At 61.1% G+C, this 22,199-nt stretch carries 18 protein-coding genes, 2 tRNA genes and 1 pseudogene; 16 read left to right on the forward strand and 5 right to left on the reverse strand.

The features are described from left to right. The first annotated feature begins 83 nt into the window (after nucleotides 1–83). On the forward strand, nucleotides 84–284 hold the full coding sequence (locus LOY50_RS02935) for a nucleoid-structuring protein H-NS (protein ID WP_258691294.1): 201 nt from the start codon (nucleotides 84–86) through the stop codon (nucleotides 282–284). Nucleotides 285–440: 156 nt separating this feature from the next. Here LOY50_RS02935 and LOY50_RS02940 read toward each other — a convergent pair. From LOY50_RS02940 to LOY50_RS02950, 3 genes and pseudogenes are all read right to left on the reverse strand, one after another. Continuing rightward, nucleotides 441–655: pseudogene (locus LOY50_RS02940) on the reverse strand (iron ABC transporter permease); the annotation flags it as partial. A gap of 108 nt (nucleotides 656–763) precedes the next feature. Then, nucleotides 764–850, reverse strand: a tRNA-Leu gene (locus LOY50_RS02945). Between the two features lie 176 nt (nucleotides 851–1,026). After that, nucleotides 1,027–1,113, reverse strand: a tRNA-Leu gene (locus LOY50_RS02950). A gap of 226 nt (nucleotides 1,114–1,339) precedes the next feature. On the opposite strand from LOY50_RS02950, the gene rnr reads away from it, so the two are divergent. From rnr to LOY50_RS03020, 14 genes are all read left to right on the forward strand, one after another. Beyond that, entirely contained in the window at nucleotides 1,340–3,976 is a 2,637-nt protein-coding gene (gene rnr / locus LOY50_RS02955; protein ID WP_258690263.1) for a ribonuclease R, read from the forward strand. Continuing rightward, nucleotides 3,973–4,731, forward strand: coding sequence for a 23S rRNA (guanosine(2251)-2'-O)-methyltransferase RlmB (gene rlmB, locus LOY50_RS02960; protein WP_258690264.1), 759 nt, complete (start codon nucleotides 3,973–3,975; stop codon nucleotides 4,729–4,731). The genes rnr and rlmB overlap by 4 nt, the downstream gene beginning before the upstream one ends. 292 nt (nucleotides 4,732–5,023) lie before the next feature. After that, complete coding sequence (gene rpsF / locus LOY50_RS02965) at nucleotides 5,024–5,452, forward strand: 30S ribosomal protein S6 (protein ID WP_003186395.1); 429 nt, start codon at nucleotides 5,024–5,026, stop codon at nucleotides 5,450–5,452. Nucleotides 5,453–5,480: 28 nt separating this feature from the next. After that, nucleotides 5,481–5,711, forward strand: a complete 231-nt coding sequence (rpsR, locus tag LOY50_RS02970) for a 30S ribosomal protein S18 (protein WP_002551829.1) — start codon at nucleotides 5,481–5,483, stop codon at nucleotides 5,709–5,711. Between the two features lie 36 nt (nucleotides 5,712–5,747). After that, nucleotides 5,748–6,638 carry a hypothetical protein gene (locus tag LOY50_RS02975; protein WP_223470947.1) on the forward strand — a complete coding sequence of 297 codons (891 nt, stop codon included), beginning with the start codon at nucleotides 5,748–5,750 and terminating at the stop codon, nucleotides 6,636–6,638. An 18-nt stretch (nucleotides 6,639–6,656) separates the two neighbouring features. Further along, complete coding sequence (gene rplI, locus LOY50_RS02980) at nucleotides 6,657–7,103, forward strand: 50S ribosomal protein L9 (protein WP_003197251.1); 447 nt, start codon at nucleotides 6,657–6,659, stop codon at nucleotides 7,101–7,103. 117 nt (nucleotides 7,104–7,220) lie between these two features. Then, nucleotides 7,221–8,618, forward strand: coding sequence for a replicative DNA helicase (dnaB, locus tag LOY50_RS02985; protein WP_014336312.1), 1,398 nt, complete (start codon nucleotides 7,221–7,223; stop codon nucleotides 8,616–8,618). Between the two features lie 249 nt (nucleotides 8,619–8,867). Then, complete coding sequence (locus LOY50_RS02990) at nucleotides 8,868–11,168, forward strand: YgiQ family radical SAM protein (RefSeq protein ID WP_024618454.1); 2,301 nt, start codon at nucleotides 8,868–8,870, stop codon at nucleotides 11,166–11,168. A gap of 314 nt (nucleotides 11,169–11,482) precedes the next feature. Then, the gene (locus LOY50_RS02995; protein ID WP_253471254.1) at nucleotides 11,483–12,403 is read left to right on the forward strand and encodes an NAD synthetase; all 921 of its coding nucleotides are present in this window, start codon (nucleotides 11,483–11,485) and stop codon (nucleotides 12,401–12,403) included. Beyond that, nucleotides 12,404–12,877, forward strand: a complete 474-nt coding sequence (locus tag LOY50_RS03000; protein WP_253471256.1) for a hypothetical protein — start codon at nucleotides 12,404–12,406, stop codon at nucleotides 12,875–12,877. Nucleotides 12,878–13,051: 174 nt separating this feature from the next. Continuing rightward, entirely contained in the window at nucleotides 13,052–16,342 is a 3,291-nt protein-coding gene (locus LOY50_RS03005) for a DUF2126 domain-containing protein (protein WP_258690265.1), read from the forward strand. Nucleotides 16,343–16,596: 254 nt separating this feature from the next. Further along, nucleotides 16,597–19,083: a circularly permuted type 2 ATP-grasp protein gene (locus LOY50_RS03010; RefSeq protein ID WP_258690266.1), complete on the forward strand. Its 2,487-nt coding sequence runs from the start codon at nucleotides 16,597–16,599 to the stop codon at nucleotides 19,081–19,083. Next, a complete protein-coding gene (locus LOY50_RS03015; protein WP_253471262.1) occupies nucleotides 19,083–19,976 on the forward strand; it encodes a transglutaminase family protein in 894 nt (297 codons plus the stop codon). The genes LOY50_RS03010 and LOY50_RS03015 overlap by 1 nt, the downstream gene beginning before the upstream one ends. A gap of 148 nt (nucleotides 19,977–20,124) precedes the next feature. Continuing rightward, complete coding sequence (locus LOY50_RS03020; RefSeq protein ID WP_258690267.1) at nucleotides 20,125–20,262, forward strand: hypothetical protein; 138 nt, start codon at nucleotides 20,125–20,127, stop codon at nucleotides 20,260–20,262. Nucleotides 20,263–20,335: 73 nt separating this feature from the next. Here LOY50_RS03020 and LOY50_RS03025 read toward each other — a convergent pair whose 3' ends face one another. Together LOY50_RS03025 and LOY50_RS03030 are read right to left on the reverse strand one after the other, a co-directional pair. Beyond that, nucleotides 20,336–20,524, reverse strand: coding sequence for a hypothetical protein (locus LOY50_RS03025; protein ID WP_253471264.1), 189 nt, complete (start codon nucleotides 20,522–20,524; stop codon nucleotides 20,336–20,338). Nucleotides 20,525–20,592: 68 nt separating this feature from the next. After that, the gene (locus LOY50_RS03030; protein ID WP_018604315.1) at nucleotides 20,593–21,180 is read right to left on the reverse strand and encodes a TIGR00730 family Rossman fold protein; all 588 of its coding nucleotides are present in this window, start codon (nucleotides 21,178–21,180) and stop codon (nucleotides 20,593–20,595) included. Between the two features lie 342 nt (nucleotides 21,181–21,522). On the opposite strand from LOY50_RS03030, the gene azu reads away from it, so the two are divergent. Beyond that, nucleotides 21,523–21,969, forward strand: a complete 447-nt coding sequence (gene azu / locus LOY50_RS03035) for an azurin (protein ID WP_253471265.1) — start codon at nucleotides 21,523–21,525, stop codon at nucleotides 21,967–21,969. The last annotated feature ends 230 nt before the right edge of the window (nucleotides 21,970–22,199 follow it).

Here is a 22,199-nt window from a genome sequence, read left to right on the forward strand (position 1 = left end):
TCCATTGCTGTGGTAACGGCCGCTTATGGTTCCGCTCTTACAGCGGGTCACTTTTGAGAAGCGCAAAAGTAACCAAAACGCTCATGCCCCACCACTCGGTGCCTCGCCTAGGCTCGGCATGCCCGAACGAAGGCATCGCTCCGTGGGCCCGCCGCGAAGGGCCATCCATGGCCCAGCGCGGCTATCCCGGCATCCATGCCGGGATGCCCACTCCACAATGCCTGCGTTCGGCCATCGTGGTTAACGGGGCGCCCGAGATCAACGTCCACCGCGAGGCGGCCTAGTAGCCGACCTGGCTCTCACGGTCGTACACCCATCAGACTTGTTTGAGCAGGTCCTGTGGGAGCAAAGCTTGCTCGCGAGGCGGCCTGACAGCCGACCTGATTCTCCGGTCATGCCCCGATCCAATTGTGGGAGCGAGCTTGCTCGCGATGGCGGTCTCAGCGGCTCAGGTACATCCGCGTCGTCAGCAAATAAACCGGCAACCCCGATACCAGAATCAACAGCGCCGCATAAGGCGCGGCCGCGAACTCCACATTCGAGGTATGGGCCCAAACAGCGTTGCCAGCGTATTGAGCCCGGTCTGGCTCGGCAGCGGGGTGGTCAGTTCCTCCATTGCATCCAGGAACACCAGCGCGTAGGCGGGCGCCACAGCAAGCTCCCTCGCCACAGGGGGGGGGGGCAATTTTAGGTGTGCAGAAACGCAAAAACCCGCTTTCGCGGGTTTCTGTGAGATTCAAGGCCGTAACCTTGAAGCTTGAATTGGTGCCCAGAAGAAGACTCGAACTTCCACGACCTTGCGGTCACCAGCACCTGAAGCTGGCGTGTCTACCAATTTCACCATCTGGGCAGCATCTTCAGCGTTGCCGCTGTTGATGTGGCGCACTATACGGAGCGCATTTTGATCTGTAAACCCCTGTTTTTGTTTTAGTAATTGCCAAACGCAATTGCAGGGGGCAAAAATGCAAAAACCCGCTTTCGCGGGTTTTTGTTGAGCTTGCAGGTCATCGACCTGTTGCTCGAAATTGGTGCCCAGAAGAAGACTCGAACTTCCACGACCTTGCGGTCACCAGCACCTGAAGCTGGCGTGTCTACCAATTTCACCATCTGGGCAATATCGACATCGTGTGTACGTCGTCGATGGCGCGCACTATACGGAGCGTCTTTTTAACTGTAAACCCCTCCTGAGAAAAAAACCGCTAAATTTCACGAGCGGTGCTTTTCCGGGCTTCCAAGGCAGGCCAAATGGCTTTAGAAAAGCGATCGGATGCTTGAAATTTCCCGTTTCATTAAGCCTATGCCAAACTAACCCGCATATAGACAAGGTGAAAACTCTCTAATGGCCGATTGGCAGTCCCTCGATCCCGAGGCCGCTCGTGAAGCGGAAAAATATGAAAACCCTATTCCTAGCCGCGAACTGATCCTGGCGCATCTCGCCGATCGGGGTTCGCCTGCTAGCCGCGAGCAGTTGGTCGAAGAGTTCGGTCTGACCACCGAGGACCAACTCGAAGCCCTGCGCCGCCGTCTGCGCGCCATGGAGCGCGACGCTCAACTGATCTACACCCGGCGTGGCACCTACGCGCCGGTGGACAAACTCGACCTGATCCTGGGCCGCATCGCCGGTCACCGTGACGGCTTCGGTTTCCTGATCCCGGACGACGGCAGCGACGACCTGTTCATGAGCCCGGGGCAAATGCGCCTGGTGTTCGATGGTGACCGGGCCCTGGCCCGCGTGTCTGGCCTGGACCGTCGTGGTCGCCGTGAAGGCGTGATCGTCGAAGTGGTGTCCCGTGCCCACGAGTCCATCGTCGGTCGTTACTTCGAAGAAGGCGGTATCGGTTTTGTTGTGCCGGATAACCCGAAGGTCCAGCAGGAGGTGCTGATTACCCCGGGCCGTAATGGCGCCGCCAAGGTGGGTCAGTTCGTCGAGGTGAAAATCACCCACTGGCCAACTGCGCGCTTCCAGCCACAGGGCGATATCGTTGAAGTGGTCGGCAACTACATGGCGCCGGGCATGGAGATCGACGTCGCGCTGCGTACCTACGACATTCCTCACGTCTGGCCCGAGGCTGTGCTCAAGGAAGCCGCCAAGCTCAAGCCGGAAGTTGAAGAGAAAGATAAAGAAAAACGCATCGACCTGCGCCATCTGCCGTTCGTCACCATCGACGGTGAAGACGCCCGCGACTTCGACGATGCGGTCTACTGCGAAGCCAAGCCTGGCAAGCTGCGCCTGTTCTCCGGCGGCTGGAAGTTGTTCGTCGCGATTGCCGACGTGTCCAGCTACGTGAAGATCGGTTCGGCCCTGGATAACGAAGCCCAGGTGCGCGGCAACTCCGTGTATTTCCCTGAGCGCGTGATCCCGATGCTGCCTGAGCAGCTGTCCAACGGGCTGTGCTCACTGAACCCGAAAGTCGACCGTTTGGCCATGGTGTGCGAGATGACCATCTCCAAAACCGGCGAAATGACCGACTACCAGTTCTACGAAGCGGTGATCCACTCCCAGGCGCGCCTGACCTACAACAAGGTCAGCACCATCCTGGAAACGCCGAAGACCAGTGAAGCCAAGGCCCTGCGTACCGAATACGCTGGCGTGGTGCCGCACCTCAAGCAGCTGTACTCGCTGTACAAGGTGTTGCTGGGTGCCCGTCACGTGCGTGGCGCGATCGATTTCGAGACCCAGGAAACCCGGATTGTCTTCGGTTCCGAGCGCAAGATCGCCGCAATCACCCCGACGACCCGTAACGATGCGCACAAGCTGATCGAAGAGTGCATGCTGGCGGCGAACGTGGCCACCGCGGAATTCCTCAAGAAGCACGAGATTCCTGCGTTGTACCGCGTGCACGACGGCCCGCCGCCGGAGCGTCTGGAAAAACTGCGTGCCTTCCTCGGCGAGCTCGGCCTGTCCCTGCACAAAGGCAAGGACGGCCCGACGCCGAAGGACTACCAGGCACTGCTGGCCAGCATCAAGGACCGTCCGGATTACCATGTGATCCAGACCGTGATGCTGCGCTCCCTGAGCCAGGCGGTGTACAGCGCCGACAACCAGGGCCACTTTGGTCTGAACTACGAGGCGTACACCCACTTCACCTCGCCGATTCGCCGTTACCCGGACCTGCTCACGCACCGCGCGATCCGCAGCGTGATCCATTCCAAGCAGAACACCCCGCACGTCAAGCGCGCCGGTGCCATGACCATTCCGAAGGCACGGATCTATCCGTACGACGAAGCGGCCCTGGAACAGTTGGGCGAGCAGTGCTCCATGAGCGAGCGGCGCGCCGACGAAGCCACCCGCGACGTGGTGAACTGGCTCAAGTGCGAGTTCATGAAAGACCGCGTGGGCGAGTCGTTCCCAGGCGTGATCACTGCAGTGACAGGCTTTGGTTTGTTTGTCGAACTGACCGACATCTACGTCGAGGGCTTGGTGCACGTCACCGCCTTGCCGGGTGATTACTACCACTTCGATCCTGTGCACCACCGCCTGGCGGGCGAGCGCACCGGTCGCAGCTTCCGTCTGGGCGACACCGTGGAAGTGCAGGTCATGCGCGTCGACCTCGATGAGCGCAAGATCGACTTCGGAATGTCTGACAAGCCCGCCGAAGCACCGACTGGCCGCAAAAAGCGTGGCAACGAAACCGCAGCGCCTGCGACCAAAGGCAGAGGTAAAGGTGCTCCTGCCAAAACCGCAGAGCCTGAGCCTGCCAAGGCCGGTCGCCGTTCGTCTGCCAAGGACAAGGCTCCCGAAGCCTACCGTCCCAGCGACGCAGCGGCGAAAAACGCCGAGCTGCGCAAGAGCCGCGAGTTGAAGCAGCAGTTGCTCAACGAAGCCAAGAGCGGTGGTAAAGCGGCGTCTGGGGGAAAGTCCCACGGGGCGGAAAAGCCGTCGAGCAAGCCAAGTAAACACCGTAAAGGCCCGCCAAAAGCGGGTTCGGCCCCCGCGAAAAGCGGTGGGTCGCGCAAACCTAAGGCCAAGTCATGAGTCTGGAAAAAATCTACGGCGTGCATGCCGTAGAAGCACTGCTGCGTCACCACCCTAAGCGTGTCAAGCAAGTGTGGTTGGCAGAAGGTCGCAGCGAGCCGCGTGTGCAGGCGCTGGTCGAACTGGCCACCCAAAACAAGGTTGCCATTGGCCAGGCCGAGCGTCGTGAAATGGACGTGTGGGTCGAAGGCGTTCACCAAGGTGTGGTGGCGGACGTAAGCCCGAGCCAGGTCTGGGGCGAGTCGATGCTCGACGAGCTGCTCGATCGCACCGAAGGCGCGCCCTTGCTGCTGGTACTGGACGGCGTGACCGACCCGCATAACCTCGGCGCTTGCCTGCGTTCGGCGGATGCGGCCGGTGCGTTGGCGGTCATCGTGCCTAAAGACAAGTCGGCAACCTTGACGCCGGCTGTGCGTAAGGTCGCCTGCGGCGCGGCGGAAGTGATTCCGCTGGTGGCGGTGACCAACCTGGCGCGTACCCTGGAAAAACTCCAGCAGCGCGGCTTGTGGGTGGTCGGCACGGCCGGTGAGGCCGAGGTCAGCATTTATGACCAGGACCTGACGGGCCCGACGATCCTGATCATGGGTGCCGAAGGCAAGGGCATGCGCCGCCTGACCCGCGAGCACTGCGATTACCTGGTCAAGCTGCCGATGGCTGGCAGCGTCAGCAGCCTCAACGTTTCGGTCGCGACCGGCGTGTGTCTGTTCGAAGCGCTGCGCCAGCGCAGCGTCAAGCCTTCCGCCAAAAAGTCCTGAGCCATGTGGGAGCGAGCTTGCTCGCGATGACGGTGTATCAGTGCCAGAAATGTCGACTGGCACGCCGCTATCGCGAGCAAGCTCGCTCCCACAGTGTTTTGTGCAGGGCAAGGATCGGTGGTTGTTCAAATAATCGCCAATTGCCTTGCACCTCCCTCGGCCCTTCTCTACAATTGCGCCCCTTGCTGTGATGGCAGGCACTCATGTGTCTAGCGTCCACAAGTCCATAAGTGTCATTCACTCCTTGTCTGACCGTTTTTGAGCGGCAGGCTACAACCCGTAAGGAGCATTCATGCGTCATTACGAAATCATCTTTTTGGTCCACCCGGATCAAAGCGAGCAAGTCGGCGGCATGGTTGAGCGTTACACCAAGCTGATCGAAGAAGACGGCGGCAAAATCCACCGTCTGGAAGATTGGGGCCGTCGTCAACTGGCCTACGCAATCAACAATGTTCACAAGGCTCACTACGTGATGCTGAACGTTGAGTGCACTGGCAAGGCCCTGGCCGAGCTGGAAGACAACTTCCGCTACAACGATGCAGTGATCCGTAACCTGGTCATCCGTCGCGAAGAAGCCGTCACCGGCCAATCCGAGATGCTCAAGGCTGAAGAAAACCGCAGTGAGCGCCGTGAGCGTCGCGACCGTCCTGAGCACTCTGACAGCGCCGATGGCGATGACAGCGATAGCGACAGCGACAACAGCGATAACGCTGACGAGTAATCCACGGACCTTTTAAGGAGCCAATCACATGGCACGTTTCTTCCGTCGTCGTAAATTCTGCCGCTTCACCGCTGAAGACGTGAAAGAGATCGATTACAAAGATCTCAACACTCTGAAAGCCTACGTATCCGAGACCGGCAAAATCGTTCCAAGCCGTATCACCGGTACCAAAGCTCGTTATCAGCGTCAGCTGGCCACCGCTATCAAGCGCGCCCGCTTCCTGGCCCTGCTGGCCTACACCGACAGCCACGGCCGCTGAGACCGGGCAGTCGACGAGTAGTAAGGGATTGAATGCATGCGCGCCTTAGCTGACTTCATCATGCGGGGACGTGTGCAGGCCACGTTGGTTGTGGCCGGATCCGCGGCATTGCCGCTGTTGTTCTGGTTGAGTGCCGCCGCTGGGTGCCTTGTGCTCCTGCGGCGCGGTTCGGACGCCTTGAGCGTCCTGGGTATCGGGTTATTGTCAGCGTTGGTGAGCTGGTATTTCCTGAAGGACCCGACAACACTCCTGGTGTTGCTCGGGGCTGGTGGCCTGGCGTTGGTTCTGCGCGCCGGCCATACCTGGAACCGCGTGCTGCTGTGCAGCGTGGCCGTGGGGTTGTTGTGTGCGGTGAGCCTGGGAACTGTCTTCAGTTCCTTCATCGAATCACTGGCGCAGACGTTCGAAGACGTCCTGCCGCTGGCGATGGGTGGGGTCTACGAGACATTCTCGGCAGACCAGAAGGCGCTTTTCACCGCTATGAGCGCTCCGCTGCTGATCATTTCGATAGCGTTGTCGTCGCAGATCTTTAGCGTGCTGTGCCTGATTCTTGGGCGCTATTGGCAGGCGTCGTTGTATAACCCCGGTGGTTTCGGTCGCGAATTTCGCGCTATCCGATTCCCCAAAAGCGTGGCGCTGTCACTGCTGGCCGTCATGTGTGTGGCTCCGTTTTTCGGGCTGCATGCACTGATCCTGTCGCCGTTGTGCAGTGTACCGCTGGTCTTCGCCGGCCTGGCCCTGATTCATGGGCTGGTGGCGCAGAAACGACTGGCCACGTTCTGGCTGGTGGGGATGTACGTGACGTTGTTGCCTTTCATGCACTTGCTCGGTCCGTTGCTCGTGGTCATGGCCATCGTCGACAGCCTGATTGATTTTCGCGGTCGTATGGCGCCGAAAGACGCCGACAACGCGAACGGTGAAGGTTAAAAGTTAGAGGATTTTCACATGCAACTGATCCTTCTGGAAAAAGTCACCAACCTGGGCAACCTGGGTGACAAAGTAAACGTTAAGGCCGGTTACGGTCGTAACTACCTGCTGCCTTACGGCAAAGCCACCGCTGCGACCGCTGCCAACCTGGCTGCGTTCGAAGAGCGTCGTGCTGAGCTGGAAAAAGCTGCCGCAGACCGTAAAACCTCGGCTGAAAGCCGTGCTGCCCAACTGGCCGAGCTGGAAGTGACCATCACTGCCACCGCTGGCGACGAAGGCAAGCTGTTCGGTTCGATCGGTACTCACGACATCGCTGACGCACTGACCGCCTCCGGCGTTGAAGTTGCGAAAAGCGAAGTTCGTCTGCCGAACGGCACCATCCGCAACGTAGGCGAATTCGACGTAGCTGTGCACCTGCACGCCGAAGTTGAAGCCACCGTACGCGTTGTCGTGGTAGCAGCTTAAGCAACACCTGTCGGCTGGCACCCTCGGGTGCTTGCCGGTAACATCGGGCACGATCCTGTTTACAGGTCGTGCCCTTTGTCTTTCTGCAATTCCTGATTTTCATAACCAGAAGTGGCCATGAACGAAATCACCGCTCCCGAGCAATACGATCTGCAAACCGCTGCCCTGAAGGTGCCTCCGCATTCCATCGAGGCCGAACAGGCCGTGCTCGGTGGTCTGATGCTGGACAACAACGCCTGGGAACGCGTGCTCGATCAAGTCTCCGATGGCGATTTCTACCGGCATGACCACCGGCTGATTTTCCGTGCGATCGCCAAGCTGGCCGATCAGAACATGCCGATCGACGTCGTGACCCTGGCCGAGCAATTGGACAAGGAAGGGCAGACGTCTCAGGTCGGTGGCCTCGGTTACCTGGGCGAACTGGCGAAAAACACGCCGTCGGTCGCCAACATCAAGGCTTACGCGCAGATCGTGCGCGAGCGGGCGACCTTGCGCCAATTGATCGGCATCAGCACCGAAATTGCCGACAGCGCCTTCAACCCGGAAGGCCGCACCGCCGCCGAGATCCTCGACGAGGCCGAACGGCAGATCTTCCAGATCGCCGAGGCCCGACCGAAAACCGGCGGCCCGGTCAGTGTCAACGACCTGTTGACCAAGGCGATCGACCGTATCGACACCTTGTTCAATACTGACAACGCCATTACCGGCCTGTCCACCGGCTACACCGACCTCGACGAGAAGACCAGCGGCCTGCAGCCGTCCGACCTGATTATCGTCGCCGGCCGTCCGTCCATGGGGAAAACCACCTTTGCGATGAACCTGGTGGAAAACGCCGTGCTGCGCAGCGAAAAGGCGGTCCTGGTGTACTCCCTCGAGATGCCAGGCGAATCGCTGATCATGCGTATGCTCTCGTCCCTGGGGCGTATCGACCAGACCAAGGTTCGTTCCGGCCAACTGGAAGACGACGACTGGCCGCGCCTCACCTCGGCGGTCAACCTGCTCAACGACCGCAAGCTGTTCATCGACGATACGGCTGGTATCAGCCCATCGGAAATGCGCGCCCGGACCCGCCGCCTGGTGCGTGAGCACGGTGAGGTCGGGTTGATCATGATCGACTACCTGCAACTGATGCAGATCCCCGGTTCCAGCGGCGACAACCGGACCAACGAGATTTCCGAAATCTCCCGTTCCCTCAAGGCCCTGGCCAAGGAATTCAACTGCCCGGTGGTGGCTCTTTCCCAGTTGAACCGTTCCCTGGAACAGCGCCCCAACAAGCGTCCGGTGAACTCCGACTTGCGGGAATCCGGAGCGATCGAGCAGGACGCCGACGTCATCATGTTCGTGTACCGCGACGAGGTGTATCACCCCGAGACGGAGCACAAGGGCATCGCCGAAATCATCATCGGCAAGCAGCGGAACGGCCCGATCGGCTTCATCCGCCTGGCGTTCATCGGCAAGTACACCCGGTTCGAGAACCTGGCGCCGGGTAGCTACAATTTTGATGACGACGAATAACCTGTTCAGCATCTCTTGAGGCAACCCCTTTCCAGGAGGTTGTATTTTTCCTGTGGGAGCGAGCTTGCTCGCGATAGCGGTGTAACTGTCAGAACATGTGTTGAATGTGCAGACCTCTTCGCGAGCAAGCTCGCTCCCACATTGGGTTTGCGGTGTGCGACCAATTTCCGACCATAGCCGTCGGAATTGGTTATTTTTTGTGCTATATTCCGCGCCCGCGATTTTTCATCTTTTATACCGGTTATCGACATGCAAGCAGCCAAGCCGTTATTTGACTATCCCAAGTACTGGGCCGAATGTTTCGGCCCGGCGCCGTTCCTGCCCATGAGCAGGGAGGAGATGGATCAGCTCGGCTGGGATTCGTGCGACATCATCATCGTGACCGGTGATGCCTACGTCGATCACCCGTCGTTCGGCATGGCGATCATTGGCCGTTTGCTGGAAGCCCAGGGCTTTCGCGTCGGGATCATTGCCCAGCCGAACTGGCAGTCCAAAGACGACTTCATGAAGCTTGGCGAGCCCAACCTGTTTTTCGGTGTCGCGGCCGGCAACATGGACTCGATGATCAACCGCTACACCGCCGACAAGAAAATTCGCTCCGATGACGCCTACACCCCGGGCGGCATGGCGGGCAAACGGCCGGACCGCGCGAGCCTGGTCTACAGCCAGCGCTGCAAGGAAGCCTACAAACATGTGCCGATCGTGCTGGGTGGTATCGAAGCGTCGCTGCGTCGTATCGCTCACTACGATTACTGGCAGGACCGTGTCCGCAACTCGATCCTGATCGACGCCTGCGCCGACATCCTGCTCTACGGCAATGCCGAGCGGGCGATTGTCGAAGTCGCCCAGCGCCTGTCCTACGGCCACAAGATCGAAGACATCACCGACGTGCGCGGCACGGCCTTCATCCGTCGTGATACGCCGAAAGACTGGTACGAAGTCGACTCCACGCGCATCGACCGTCCGGGCAAGATCGACAAGATCATCAACCCGTATGTGAACACCCAGGACACGCAAGCCTGCGCCATCGAGCAGGAGAAGGGGCCGGTCGAGGACCCGAGCGAAGCCAAGGTCGTGCAGATCCTGGCGAGCCCGAAAATGACCCGCGACAAGACCGTGATTCGCCTGCCGTCGGTGGAAAAGGTTCGTGGCGACGCGGTGCTCTACGCCCACGCCAACCGCGTGCTTCACCTGGAAACCAATCCAGGCAATGCCCGCGCCCTGGTGCAGAAGCACGGCGAAGTCGACGTCTGGTTCAACCCGCCGCCCATTCCGATGACCACCGAAGAAATGGACTACGTGTTTGGCATGCCTTACGCACGCGTCCCCCATCCGGCGTACGGCAAGGAGAAGATCCCGGCCTACGAGATGATCCGTTTCTCGGTGAACATCATGCGTGGCTGCTTTGGCGGCTGCACGTTCTGCTCGATCACCGAGCACGAAGGCCGGATCATCCAGAACCGTTCCGAAGAGTCGATCATTCGCGAGATCGAGGAGATCCGCGACAAGGTCCCGGGTTTCACCGGGGTCATTTCCGACCTCGGCGGCCCGACCGCGAACATGTATCGCATTGCCTGCAAGAGCCCGGAAATCGAATCCGCGTGCCGCAAGCCGTCGTGCGTGTTCCCCGGCATCTGCCCGAACCTGAACACCGACCATTCTTCGCTGATCCAGCTGTACCGCAGCGCCCGGGCCTTGCCTGGGGTGAAGAAGATCCTGATTGCCTCTGGCCTGCGTTACGACCTGGCGGTCGAGTCGCCGGAATACGTCAAGGAGCTGGTGACCCACCACGTCGGCGGTTACCTGAAGATCGCTCCGGAGCATACCGAGGAAGGCCCGCTCAACCAGATGATGAAGCCGGGCATCGGCAGCTATGACAAATTCAAGCGGATGTTCGAGAAGTACACCAAGGAAGCCGGGAAAGAGCAGTACCTGATTCCGTACTTCATCGCCGCCCACCCGGGCACCACCGATGAAGACATGATGAACCTGGCGCTGTGGCTCAAGGGCAACGGCTTCCGCGCCGACCAGGTGCAGGCGTTCTATCCGTCGCCAATGGCTACGGCCACGGCGATGTACCACTCGGGCAAGAACCCGCTGCGCAAGGTCACCTACAAGAGCGACGCGGTGACCATCGTCAAGAGCGAGGAGCAGCGCCGCCTGCACAAGGCCTTCCTGCGTTATCACGACCCCAAGGGCTGGCCGATGCTGCGCGAAGCGCTGACCCGCATGGGCCGCGCCGACCTGATCGGGCCGGGCAAGAACCAATTGATTCCGTTGCACCAGCCGGCCACCGACAGCTACCAGAGCGCCCGTCGCAAGAACTCGACGCCAGCCGGCAGCCACAAGGTGGGCAAGGAAACCACCAAGATCCTGACCCAGCACACCGGCCTGCCGCCGCGTGCCAGCGATGGTGGCAACGCATGGGACAAGCGCGAGCAAGCCAAGGCCGCGGCATTCGCCCGCAACCAGCAGGCCGCCAAGGAACGCAAGGACGCCGCCAAGGGCAAAGGCCCGAAACCGGCGCGCAAGCCTGTCGTGCCGCGCTGATCGCCTAGCCACCTCGTAAAACGCCAGCCTAAGTGCTGGCGTTTTGCTTTCTAGCGGCGATGCTGGCCGTTTGTTATCGTGGCGCCCGCCAATTCCCGTCAATAGGCACAACAACGCCGGACACATCGCTCATGTGGCGAGGGAGCTTGCTCCCGCTCGGCGGCGAAGCCGTCGTAAACCGGCTGGCACGGTCTGTCTGGGAAAACTGCATGGGTTTGTTTGGGGCTGCTTCGCAGCCCAGCGGGAGCAAGCTCCCTCGCCACAGGGTTCAATGTGGATAAAGTCTCACCCTCCGATTCTCAAGGACGATTCATATGAGCACTCCGTTACCCGGCATCGGCATGGACAACAGCATCTCCCAGTTGATGGCCCGTCGCCGTATCGAAAGCCAACTCAACCTGCCGCGCCTGTTTGCTGCCATTGACGCCGATCCGGGCATTGTCGGTGCGGGCGTGGTGTACATCGATGCTGAGTTCAACGTAGTGGTCCTGCGCGAATTCAAGCCGATTTGCAGCATCAAGCCCAAGCGAATCATTTTGCACGAGGCGCAGAAGTACATCGCTCCGGCGCAATTTGCCCAACAGGTGCAAGACAATCCTCGGCAATCGCGCCTGGTCGGAGAGGCGATCAATACCACCTTGTCCTGCGCTGGCGCGGTATTGGGTTGGATTGTCGTGCTCAGTGGGTCGGTTGCGGTTCCCTTCAGCGCCGGGGCCAGTACCGTGGTCGTGGCCCTGGGCTATACCGCTGCGGCCGCCAGTACGGTGCAGTGTTTTGCCGGCGGTATCCGTACGGCAGCAGAAGTGGTCAATCCGCAGTTCAACGACAAGCTGGACAGTGAGGAGTGGTACCAATATGCCTCGATCGGTCTGGATGCGGCCTCTCTGTTGGGCGTAGGGGCTTCCACCTTGACCACCATAAAACTGGTGAAGGTGGCCAAGGCCACTACCGGTAAAAGTCTGCGTGAAGTCTTGCGTGGGCTGAATCGCCAGGAACGGTCGAAGTTGACCAAAGAGTTGCTGAGCATCAACGATCCCCGGTTGACGCCGAAGATGCTCAAGCTCAAGCAACTGGCCGGCGAACTGCCCAAGCGCTTCACTCCGACCCAGCTGCAGCACGCTACGGTCACCCAGATCAAGGACTCCCTGGGCGCGGCAATTGGCTTCACCGGCAGCAGCTTGTCGGGCAATGTCAAAACCATCGCCGTTGGCTTGTATGAAGAGCTGGAGGAGTAGATGGACGATCTCAGCCTTCCGCGTTTTCTGGCGCGTTATTTCCCGACATTCATGGGCGGCATTTTCGCGGCGCTATTCTCATTGGCCTGTGCTATTCCCTTGGTCTCGGCGTCCTATTTCGCCGGCGCCTCACTCGACGAGCAAGTCACCTGGTCGATGCTGGGGGGCATGGCGGTCACCATGGTCGTGGTGCACTGCAATTTCATGGTGGTGCGCGGCAGGCCTCAATGGGTATGGGGTTTGGTCGGGGTGCTGGTGTTATGCCTGCTGGCCGTACTACCGACCATCGAGGATCGTCCGCATAAGGTCATCTATGCGTTGGCCTTGCTGTTTCCGCTATTGGGTTTGCTGTTGCTCAACAGCAAGCGCCATCGCGAGATGCGCAGCAAGCTCGTCGAGATTCGTCGGCAGCGCGAATCGCTAAAGACAGCGCTGAAGGAGGTCCCGAAGAAGGCCTCACGCCCGCGTCGCTGATTCGACTCGCGCTGCCGGCGCCGCATTTATGTGCATTGCTTTGCAGATGAATTCGGGCAGCGCGCGTTTTTAGTGCTCTACTGCCTTGAGTAGATAAAGAAAGTGTCCGACCTGCCTGCATGGCATAAGTCTTGCGCCGCTTTCGATAACGCCCAGGCTCGCAGGAGGCACGTCGTGTCGATCCATGTCGCATTGCATCACGTCACGCATTACCGCTACGACCGCGCCGTCGAACTCGGCCCGCAGATCGTTCGCCTGCGCCCGGCGGCCCATAGCCGCACGCGCATTCTTTCCTATGCGCTGAAGGTTTCGCCTGAGCAGCACTTCATCAACTGGCAGCAAGACCCCCAGGGCAACTACCTGGCGCGGCTGGTGTTTCCCGAGAAAACCCGGGAGATGCGGATCGAAGTCGATCTGCTGGCGGAAATGGCGGTGTTCAATCCGTTCGACTTCTTCCTCGAGCCCTACGCCGAAAAGATTCCGTTCGCCTACGCGGCCGACGAGCGCAAGGAGTTGGCGCCTTATCTGGAAACCCTGCCGCTGACGCCGAAATTCCAGGCCTATCTGGACGGCATCGACCGCACGCCGTTGCCAGCGGTGGATTTTCTGGTGGCGCTCAACCAGCGCCTGAGCGAAGACATCAACTACCTGATTCGCATGGAGCCGGGCGTGCAGACCCCGGAGCATACCCTCGAGCATGCGTCCGGCTCTTGCCGCGACTCGGCCTGGTTGTTGGTGCAGCTGTTGCGCAACCTTGGCTTGGCCGCGCGTTTCGTTTCCGGTTACCTGATCCAGTTGACCGCCGATGTGAAAAGCCTCGATGGCCCGTCCGGCACCGACGTGGACTTCACCGACCTGCATGCCTGGTGCGAGGTCTACCTGCCCGGTGCCGGCTGGATCGGCCTGGATGCGACGTCCGGGTTGTTCGCCGGTGAAGGCCACATCCCGTTGGCGTGCAGTCCCGATCCGTCCTCGGCGGCCCCGATCAGCGGCTTGGTGGAGCCTTGCGAGTGTGAGTTCAGCCACGAAATGTCCGTCGAGCGGGTCTGGGAAGCGCCGCGGGTGACCAAGCCTTACACCGACGCACAGTGGCTGGCGATCCAGGCGCTGGGGCGCCAGATCGATGCCGACCTGTTGGAGGGCGACGTGCGCCTGACCATGGGTGGCGAACCGACCTTTGTCTCCATCGATGACCCGGACGGTGCCGAGTGGAACACCGCGGCACTCGGGCCGGACAAACGCCGGCTCTCCGCCGAGCTGTTCCAGCGCATGCGCAATCACTATGCGCCCAAGGGGCTGGTGCATTTCGGCCAGGGCAAGTGGTACCCCGGCGAGCAATTGCCGCGCTGGTCGCTCAACTGCTATTGGCGGCGCGACGGGGTGCCGATCTGGCACAACAGCGCGTTGATCGCCGATGAGCAGGAGGACTATGGCGCCGATGGTGAACTGGCCGGGCGTTTCCTGGCGAGCGTTGCCGAGCGTTTGAAAATTCCTGCGCGGTTCGTGTTTCCGGCCTACGAAGACAACTTCTATTACCTCTGGCGCGAAGGTGCATTGCCTTCGAATGTCACGGCCGAGGACCCACGCCTGGAGGACGCCCTGGAGCGTGCACGGTTGCGCAAGGTCTTCAACCAGGGCCTGGACAAGGTCATTGGCCAGGTCCTGCCGCTGGCCCGCACCGCCAAGGGCGATCAATGGCAAAGCGGTCGCTGGTACCTGCGTGACAGTCACTGCCGCCTGGTGCCGGGGGATTCGCCCCTGGGCTATCGCTTGCCACTGGCGTCCCAGCCTTGGGTGACGGCGGCCGAGTACCCGTTCATCCACCCCACCGACCCGAACCAGGACTTGCCCGAGCTGCCCGGCACCGAGCAACTGGCGCGTCACGGCGAGCCGGCGGCCGAGCAGGAGCGTGTCCCGGAGATCGACAAATCCGCCGACTGGCTGACCCGTACCGCCTTCTGTGCCGAGGCCCGCGATGGCCGGCTGTACCTGTTCATGCCGCCACTGGAGCGGGTCGAGGATTACCTGGAACTGGTCAGCGCCATCGAGGCGACGGCTGAGGAGCTGCACTGTCCGGTGCTGTTGGAGGGCTACGAGCCGCCGAGCGACCCGCGCCTGGGCAATTTCCGCATCACTCCCGACCCGGGTGTGATCGAGGTCAACGTGCAACCCTCGGCGACCTGGGATGAGTTGGTCGAGCGCACTGAATTTTTATACGAAGAGGCGCGACAGACCCGACTGACCACCGAGAAATTCATGATCGATGGCCGGCACACGGGCACCGGCGGTGGTAACCATTTCGTACTGGGTGGCGCGACACCGGCTGACTCACCGTTTCTGCGGCGTCCCGACCTGCTGCGCAGCCTGATCAGTTACTGGCATAACCACCCGTCGTTGTCCTACCTGTTTTCCGGATTGTTCATCGGCCCGACCTCCCAGGCGCCTCGCGTGGACGAGGCGCGCAACGACGCGTTGTACGAACTGGAAATCGCTTTCGCGCAAATGCCACAGCCCGGCGAGGAATGCCCTCCGTGGTTGGTCGATCGCCTGTTGCGCAACCTGTTGATCGACGTGACCGGCAATACGCACCGTGCCGAATTCTGCGTCGACAAGCTCTATTCACCGGACGGCGCCACCGGGCGTCTCGGCCTGTTGGAGTTGCGTGCTTTCGAGATGCCACCCCACGCCCGCATGAGCCTGGCCCAGCAATTACTGCTGCGGGCGCTGGTGGCGCGGTTCTGGCGTGAGCCTTATGCGCCGGCGAAACTGGCGCGCTGGGGCACCGAGCTGCATGACCGGTTCCTGTTGCCGCACTTTATCGAGCAGGATTTTGCCGACGTCATCCATGAGCTGAACGCAGCCGGCTACCCGCTGCGGGCCGAGTGGTTCGCCGCGCACCTGGAGTTCCGCTTCCCCAAGGTGGGCGATTACGCGGTCAGCGGTATCGAACTGCAATTGCGCCAAGCCCTCGAGCCTTGGCATGTGCTGGGGGAAGAGGGCGCGGTGGGCGGTACCGTGCGTTATGTGGATTCCTCCCTGGAGCGCTTGCAGGTCAAGCTCAGCGGCCTGGCGCCGCAACGCTACCTGCTGACCTGCAATGGCGTGCCGGTGCCGTTGCAACCCACCGGTCGGGTCGGTGAGTTCGTCGCCGGGGTGCGTTTCCGCGCCTGGCAACCGGCCAACTGCCTGCAACCGACCATTCCGGTGCATGCGCCGCTGGTCTTCGACTTGCTCGACACCTGGATGCAACGTTCCGTGGGCGGCTGCCAGTATCACGTGGCCCATCCGGGCGGGCGCAACTACGACAGCCTGCCGGTGAATGCCAACGAGGCCGAAAGCCGGCGGATGGCGCGTTTCTTCCGTATCGGACACACGCCTGGGAAACTTCCGATACCCAGCCTGGCCATGGATGACGAGTTTCCGCTCACGCTCGATCTGCGACGCTTTCCAGGGGCTTCAATGTAGGAGCTGTGTAGGAGCTGTGTAGGAGCTGTCGAGTGCAACGAGGCTGCGATCTTTCCCCTGCCAATTGAGTCTGGAGTGAAAGATGAAAGATGAAAGATCAAGATCAAGATCAAGATCAAGATCAAGATCAAAAGATCGCAGCCTCCGGCAGCTCCTACAGGGCACGACCCAGCGTCTGGTCACACTCTTCCACCTATCCGGGCGTCATGCGCTTGCGCTAGTCTCACCTTTTATTGCCGTCTGCCGAGCTTTCCATGCCTGACCTGCTTGACCGTTACCCGCTGACGACGGGCACCTATCACGAACTGTTGGACAACAACGGTGCGGTGCGTCCGCACTGGCGGCGGTTGTTCGATCAGTTGCAGCGCAGCACGCCGGCTCACCTGATCCAGCGTCAGGCGCTGCTGGCTCGGCAGATCCAGGAAAACGGTGTCACCTATAACGTCTATGCCGATCCGAAGGGCGCCGACCGGCCGTGGGAGCTGGACCTGCTGCCCCACGTGATCGACCCGCAGGAATGGAAACATCTGTCGGCCGGGATCGCACAGCGTGCACGGCTGCTCAATGCGGTTCTGGCCGACCTGTATGGGCCACAGCGGCTGATCAGCGAAGGGCTGCTGCCGGCAGAGCTGGTGTTCGGGCACAACAATTTCCTTTGGCCCTGCCAGGGCATCGCGCCGCCGGACGGCAGCTTCCTGCACTTGTATGCGGTGGATCTGGCGCGCACCCCCGATGGCCGTTGGTGGGTCACGGCGGATCGGACCCAGGCGCCTTCGGGGGCCGGTTATGCGCTGGAAAATCGCATGATCGTTTCCCGCGCGTTCCCCGAGCTGTATCGCGACTTGAGGGTGCGACACCTGTCCGGGTTCTTCCGCACCTTGCAGGAAACCCTGGCACGCCAGGCACCCAGTGACGGTGAGTCGCCACTGGTGGTGCTGTTGACGCCGGGGCGGTTCAACGAAAGTTATTTCGAGCATCTTTATCTGGCGCGCCAGCTTGGCTATCCGCTGGTGGAGGGGGGCGACCTGACCGTGCGCGACGCCACGGTCTACCTCAAGACCCTCAGCGGCCTGCGCCGGGTCCACGCCATCATGCGCCGGCTCGACGACGATTTCTGCGACCCCCTGGAGCTGCGCACCGATTCAGCCCTCGGCGTGCCGGGACTGCTGGAAGCGGTGCGCCAGGGCCGGGTGCTGGTGGCCAATGCCCTGGGCAGCGGCGTGCTGGAGTCACCAGGCCTGTTGGGGTTTCTGCCGAAGATCAACCAGTATCTGTTCGGCGAGGAATTGATACTGCCGTCCATCGCCACCTGGTGGTGCGGTGAGCCGCCGGTGCTGGCCCAGGCCCTGGAAAAGCTGCCGCAGCTGTTGATCAAGCCGGCGTTTCCTTCCCAAAGCTTCACCCCGGTGTTCGGCCGGGACCTGAACGAGGCGCAGCGCGGCCAACTGGCGGCGCGCATGCAGGCTCGGCCCTATGCCTATGTCGCCCAGGAGCTGGCGCAACTGTCCCAGGCCCCGGTCTGGCAGGCCGAAGGCGGGCACATCCAGCCTCGGGCCATCGGCATGCGTGTGTATGCTGTGTCCGGGAAGGATGATTATCGGGTGCTGTCGGGTGGCCTGACCCGCGTGGCCGCCGAGGCCGACGCCGAGGTGGTGTCGATGCAGCGCGGCGGCGCCAGCAAGGACACTTGGGTGTTGGGCGAGCAGGCGCCCGGTGGAGAACAATGGACGGCCCAGCGAACCGTAGGCGTCCACGACCTGGTTCGACGCGATCCGTACCTGCCTTCGCGGGTGGTGGAAAACCTGTTCTGGTTCGGCCGTTACTGCGAACGCTGCGACGACAGCGCGCGGTTGCTGCGGATCATGCTGGGGCGTTATGTCGATGGCGATGACCCGCAGGCCCTGCAGTCGGCGGTGTCCCTGGGCGAAAGCCTGATGCTGCTGCCTGAGGAGGGCGAGCTGCACGAGCGTTTGCTGGCGGCGCTGTTGGGGGACGACTGGTCGTTCAGCCTGCGCTCCAACCTGCAGCGCTTGCAGTGGGCGGCGTCGCAGGTTCGCGGCAAGCTGTCCCGGGAGAACTGGCAGGCGCTGGTGGAGTTGCAACGCGAAGCGATGGAGCTGGAAACCGAGGAGCCGGATTTCGGTGAGTTGCTGGATTTCCTCAATCGGCTAGTGATGTCCCTGGCGGCGTTGTCCGGATTTGCCTTGGACGACATGACCCGCGACGAGGGCTGGCGCTTCTTGATGATTGGCCGGCGCCTGGAACGCTTGCAGTTCCTCAGCAGCAGCCTGGCGGCGTTTTTGCGTAGCGATGCGGTGTTCGACCAGGCTGGGCTTGAGTGGTTGCTGGAACTGGGCAACAGCAGCATCACCTACCGTTCGCGCTACCTGGCGGTGGCGCAACTGATCCCGGTGCTGGACCTGTTGGTGCTGGACGAACAGAACCCCCACGCGGTGCTTTTCCAGTTAAAGCTGGTGGCCCGCACGCTCAAACGCCTGAACGACGATTTTGGCGCACCGAAGGAAACGGCCTTGCCAGAATTGGTGACGCGTCTTTCTCGCTTTGACTTGCGTTGCCTGGAAAATCCCCTGTTTGGTGAGGCCAGCCTGCGCGCAGCACTTGATGGGCTGGCCGAACTGTTGCAGGAAGTGGCCGATGTCGGTGGCCAGGTGTCCGATCGCCTGGCCTTGCGTCATTTCGCCCACGTCGATGACGTCAGCCAACGCACGGTGTCCGTCTGATGAGCGCTCGTTACCAGATCCTCCACGACACCCATTACCACTACGACAGCCCGGTGTCCCTGGCCCAGCAGCTTGCCCATCTGTGGCCGCGCGCCTGTGACTGGCAGCGTTGCACCGAACAGCAGTTGCTGATCAGCCCGGAGCCGACGACTCGTCGCGATGAGCTGGACGTGTTCGGCAACCCGCTGACCCGCCTGGCCTTCGAACGCCCCCACGACGAGCTGCTGGTCAATGCTCGCCTGAGCGTCGAGGTGCTGTCTCGCCCCGCGCTGGACTTCAACCTGTCCCCGGCCTGGGAGTCGACCCGCAACGCGCTGACCTACAGCGGCCGGCCCCTGGCGGCGCCATTGCTGGAAGCGTGCCGTTTTCGTTTCGAGTCACCGTATGTGCACCTCAAGCGCAGCTTCGTCGAGTTTTCCGAAAGCTGCTTCCCGCCGGGGCGACCCTTGATGGTGGGCGTGCGGGCGCTGATGGAAAAGATTTTCGAGGAGTTCACCTTCGATGCCGAGGCGACCCAGGTGGCCACGCCGCTGGTGGAGGTGCTGGAGCGGCGGCGGGGCGTGTGCCAGGACTTCGCCCACTTGATGCTGGCCTGCGTGCGCTCGCGCGGGCTGGCGGCGCGTTACGTCAGCGGCTACCTGCTGACCCAGCCGCCACCTGGCCAACCCCGGCTGATTGGCGCCGATGCGTCCCATGCCTGGGTCTCGGTGTATTGCCCGGTGGTGGGTTGGGTGGACTTCGACCCGACCAACAACGTCCAGCCGGCCCTGGAACACATCACCCTGGCCTGGGGCCGGGATTTTTCCGATGTGTCGCCGTTGCGGGGGGTGATCCTGGGGGGCGGCAATCATGATCCCGAGGTGCGGGTGACGGTGATGCCGCTGGAGTCATGAGCGCTGTGTGGAAAATGTGGGAGCGAGCCTGTGGGAGCCGAGCTTGCTCGCGATGAACGATGAGGCGGTTTTGCAGTTGAACCGTGTCGCCCTCATCGCGAGCAAGCTCGGCTCCCACAGGGTACGGCTCCCACAGGTTGTGTGTCATATGGATGAGTTGCTGGGCGGTTTCGTGCCGATGATCAGCCATGAGCACAAGCAGATCGGGTTGTTCGAGCCGGACCAATTGCCGGTGAACCTGCCCGCGGGTTATCGCCAGTCGATTATCAAGGCGCTGGTATTGTGAGGGCCGGCAGCGAGGCTGCCGGCCCTGGACACAGAACCGGGGGGCCGGATCGGATCATCGGGCCCTGGGGGTATCAGGCGTCGGGCGCCTGATCTTTCGGTGCATCAACATCATCTTCTGCCGCCACTTCGCCTTCGGTATCCGGGCTCAGTGCGGTTTCTTCTTCAGCTGTGGCTTTCTTGCGCTGCAGCTTTTCCTCTTTCTTCTGCTCCTTGGCCAAGTCTCTTTGACGTTTGGCGAAGGAATAATTGGGTTTGGCCATGGGCGATCCTCTGGGGTCGAAGGTGAGGTTGAGCGGCGCATATTCTGCCCTGTATCGGGGCCGAGCCGTTAGCTGGGTTTTTGCTCGGCCCACTTTGGCTGCACTGACGGTTGCCATTCGTCCAGCGCATCGAGCAGGTTCTGCGCTGATTCGCTCACTTGCAGCATGTCACGATGGGGCGCGCGGACGAAGCCTTCGCCGACGATATGATCGAGAAAAGCGGTGAGCTTGCTGTAGAAGCCGTTCACTTCCAGCAGCCCCAGCGGTTTGCCGTGGTAGCCGAGCTGGCCCCAGGTCCAGACCTCGAACAACTCTTCCAGCGTGCCGAGGCCGCCGGGCAGGGCGATGAAGGCATCGCTGAGTTCAGCCATGCGCGCCTTGCGGGCGTGCATGCCGTCCACCACTTCCAGGCGGGTCAGGCCGCTGTGGCCGATCTCCTTGTCCTTGAGGCTTTGCGGGATGATGCCGATGACCTCGCCGCCGGCGGCCAGGGCCGCGTCGGCGACGATACCCATCAGGCCGACGGCACCGCCGCCGTAGACCAGGGTCAATTTTCGTTCCGCCAATGCCCGGCCCAGGGCCTGCGCGGCTTCACGATACGCTGGATCGGTGCCGGTGCTGGCGCCGCAAAATACACAAACAGACGCGATGGACATGCTTTACTCCATGATCAGTAACCGACCCAGAGTAAAGCCTGGCCTTGGTGGCGCAAAGCGATTAAACCTCGCGTTGGGGTTTTTCGTAGGTGCCACTGGCGCCGCAGGCGTAGGCGGCGAGCAAGCTGCATAACAGGCTGTTGACGTTCATGATGGGCGCTCCCGAGAGGTGGTGAGGCTGATCATAGAGCTGTGTCCTCCCTCTGGCTGGTTGATTGTGTCCATCAGGCTGATAGCCTTAAGTTGTATACAATCTTTGATTCAGGTCATAGGAACTTGTCTGAAATTCAGGCAGTCTTCCCCTTTGACGGATTTTTGTTAACCATGCCTTGGAGATTCACGATGTTTGCCAAACTTGTTGCAGTATCCCTGTTGACGCTGGCCAGCAGCCAACTGATGGCAGCGGAGTGCAAGACCACCATCGACTCGACCGACCAGATGTCCTTCAACACCAAGGCCATCGAGATCGACAAGAGCTGCAAGACGTTCACCGTTGAGCTGACGCATTCGGGCAGCTTGCCGAAAAACGTCATGGGCCATAACTGGGTGCTGAGCAAAGAGGCTGACATGCAGCCGATCGCCACCGATGGCGTGGGCGCTGGCATCGACAAGAACTACCTGAAAGAAGGTGATACTCGCATCATCGCCCACACCAAGGTCATTGGCGCCGGGGAAAAAGACTCGGTGACCTTCGACGTGTCTAAACTGGCTGCCGGTGAGGCATACGGTTTCTTCTGCTCGTTCCCGGGCCACATCTCGATGATGAAAGGCACCGTTACCCTGAAGTAATCAGCTTCAGGCACAAAAAAGCGGCGCTTCTTTCAGAAATGGGAAGTGCCGTTTTTTTTGGGTTTTTTCGGTGTCTGGTTGTTTTGGTGTGTATATCCGTTATTTAGGTAACGGCTACTTATGGTTCCGCTCTTACAGCGGGTCACTTTCGAAAAGCGCGAAAGTAACCAAAGCGCTTTTGCCCCACCACTCGGTGCCTCGCCTAGGCTCGGCATGCCTGAACGAAGGCA

Source organism: Pseudomonas sp. B21-010 (assembly GCF_024749325.1).
GTDB classification, from domain to species: domain Bacteria; phylum Pseudomonadota; class Gammaproteobacteria; order Pseudomonadales; family Pseudomonadaceae; genus Aquipseudomonas; species Aquipseudomonas kilonensis.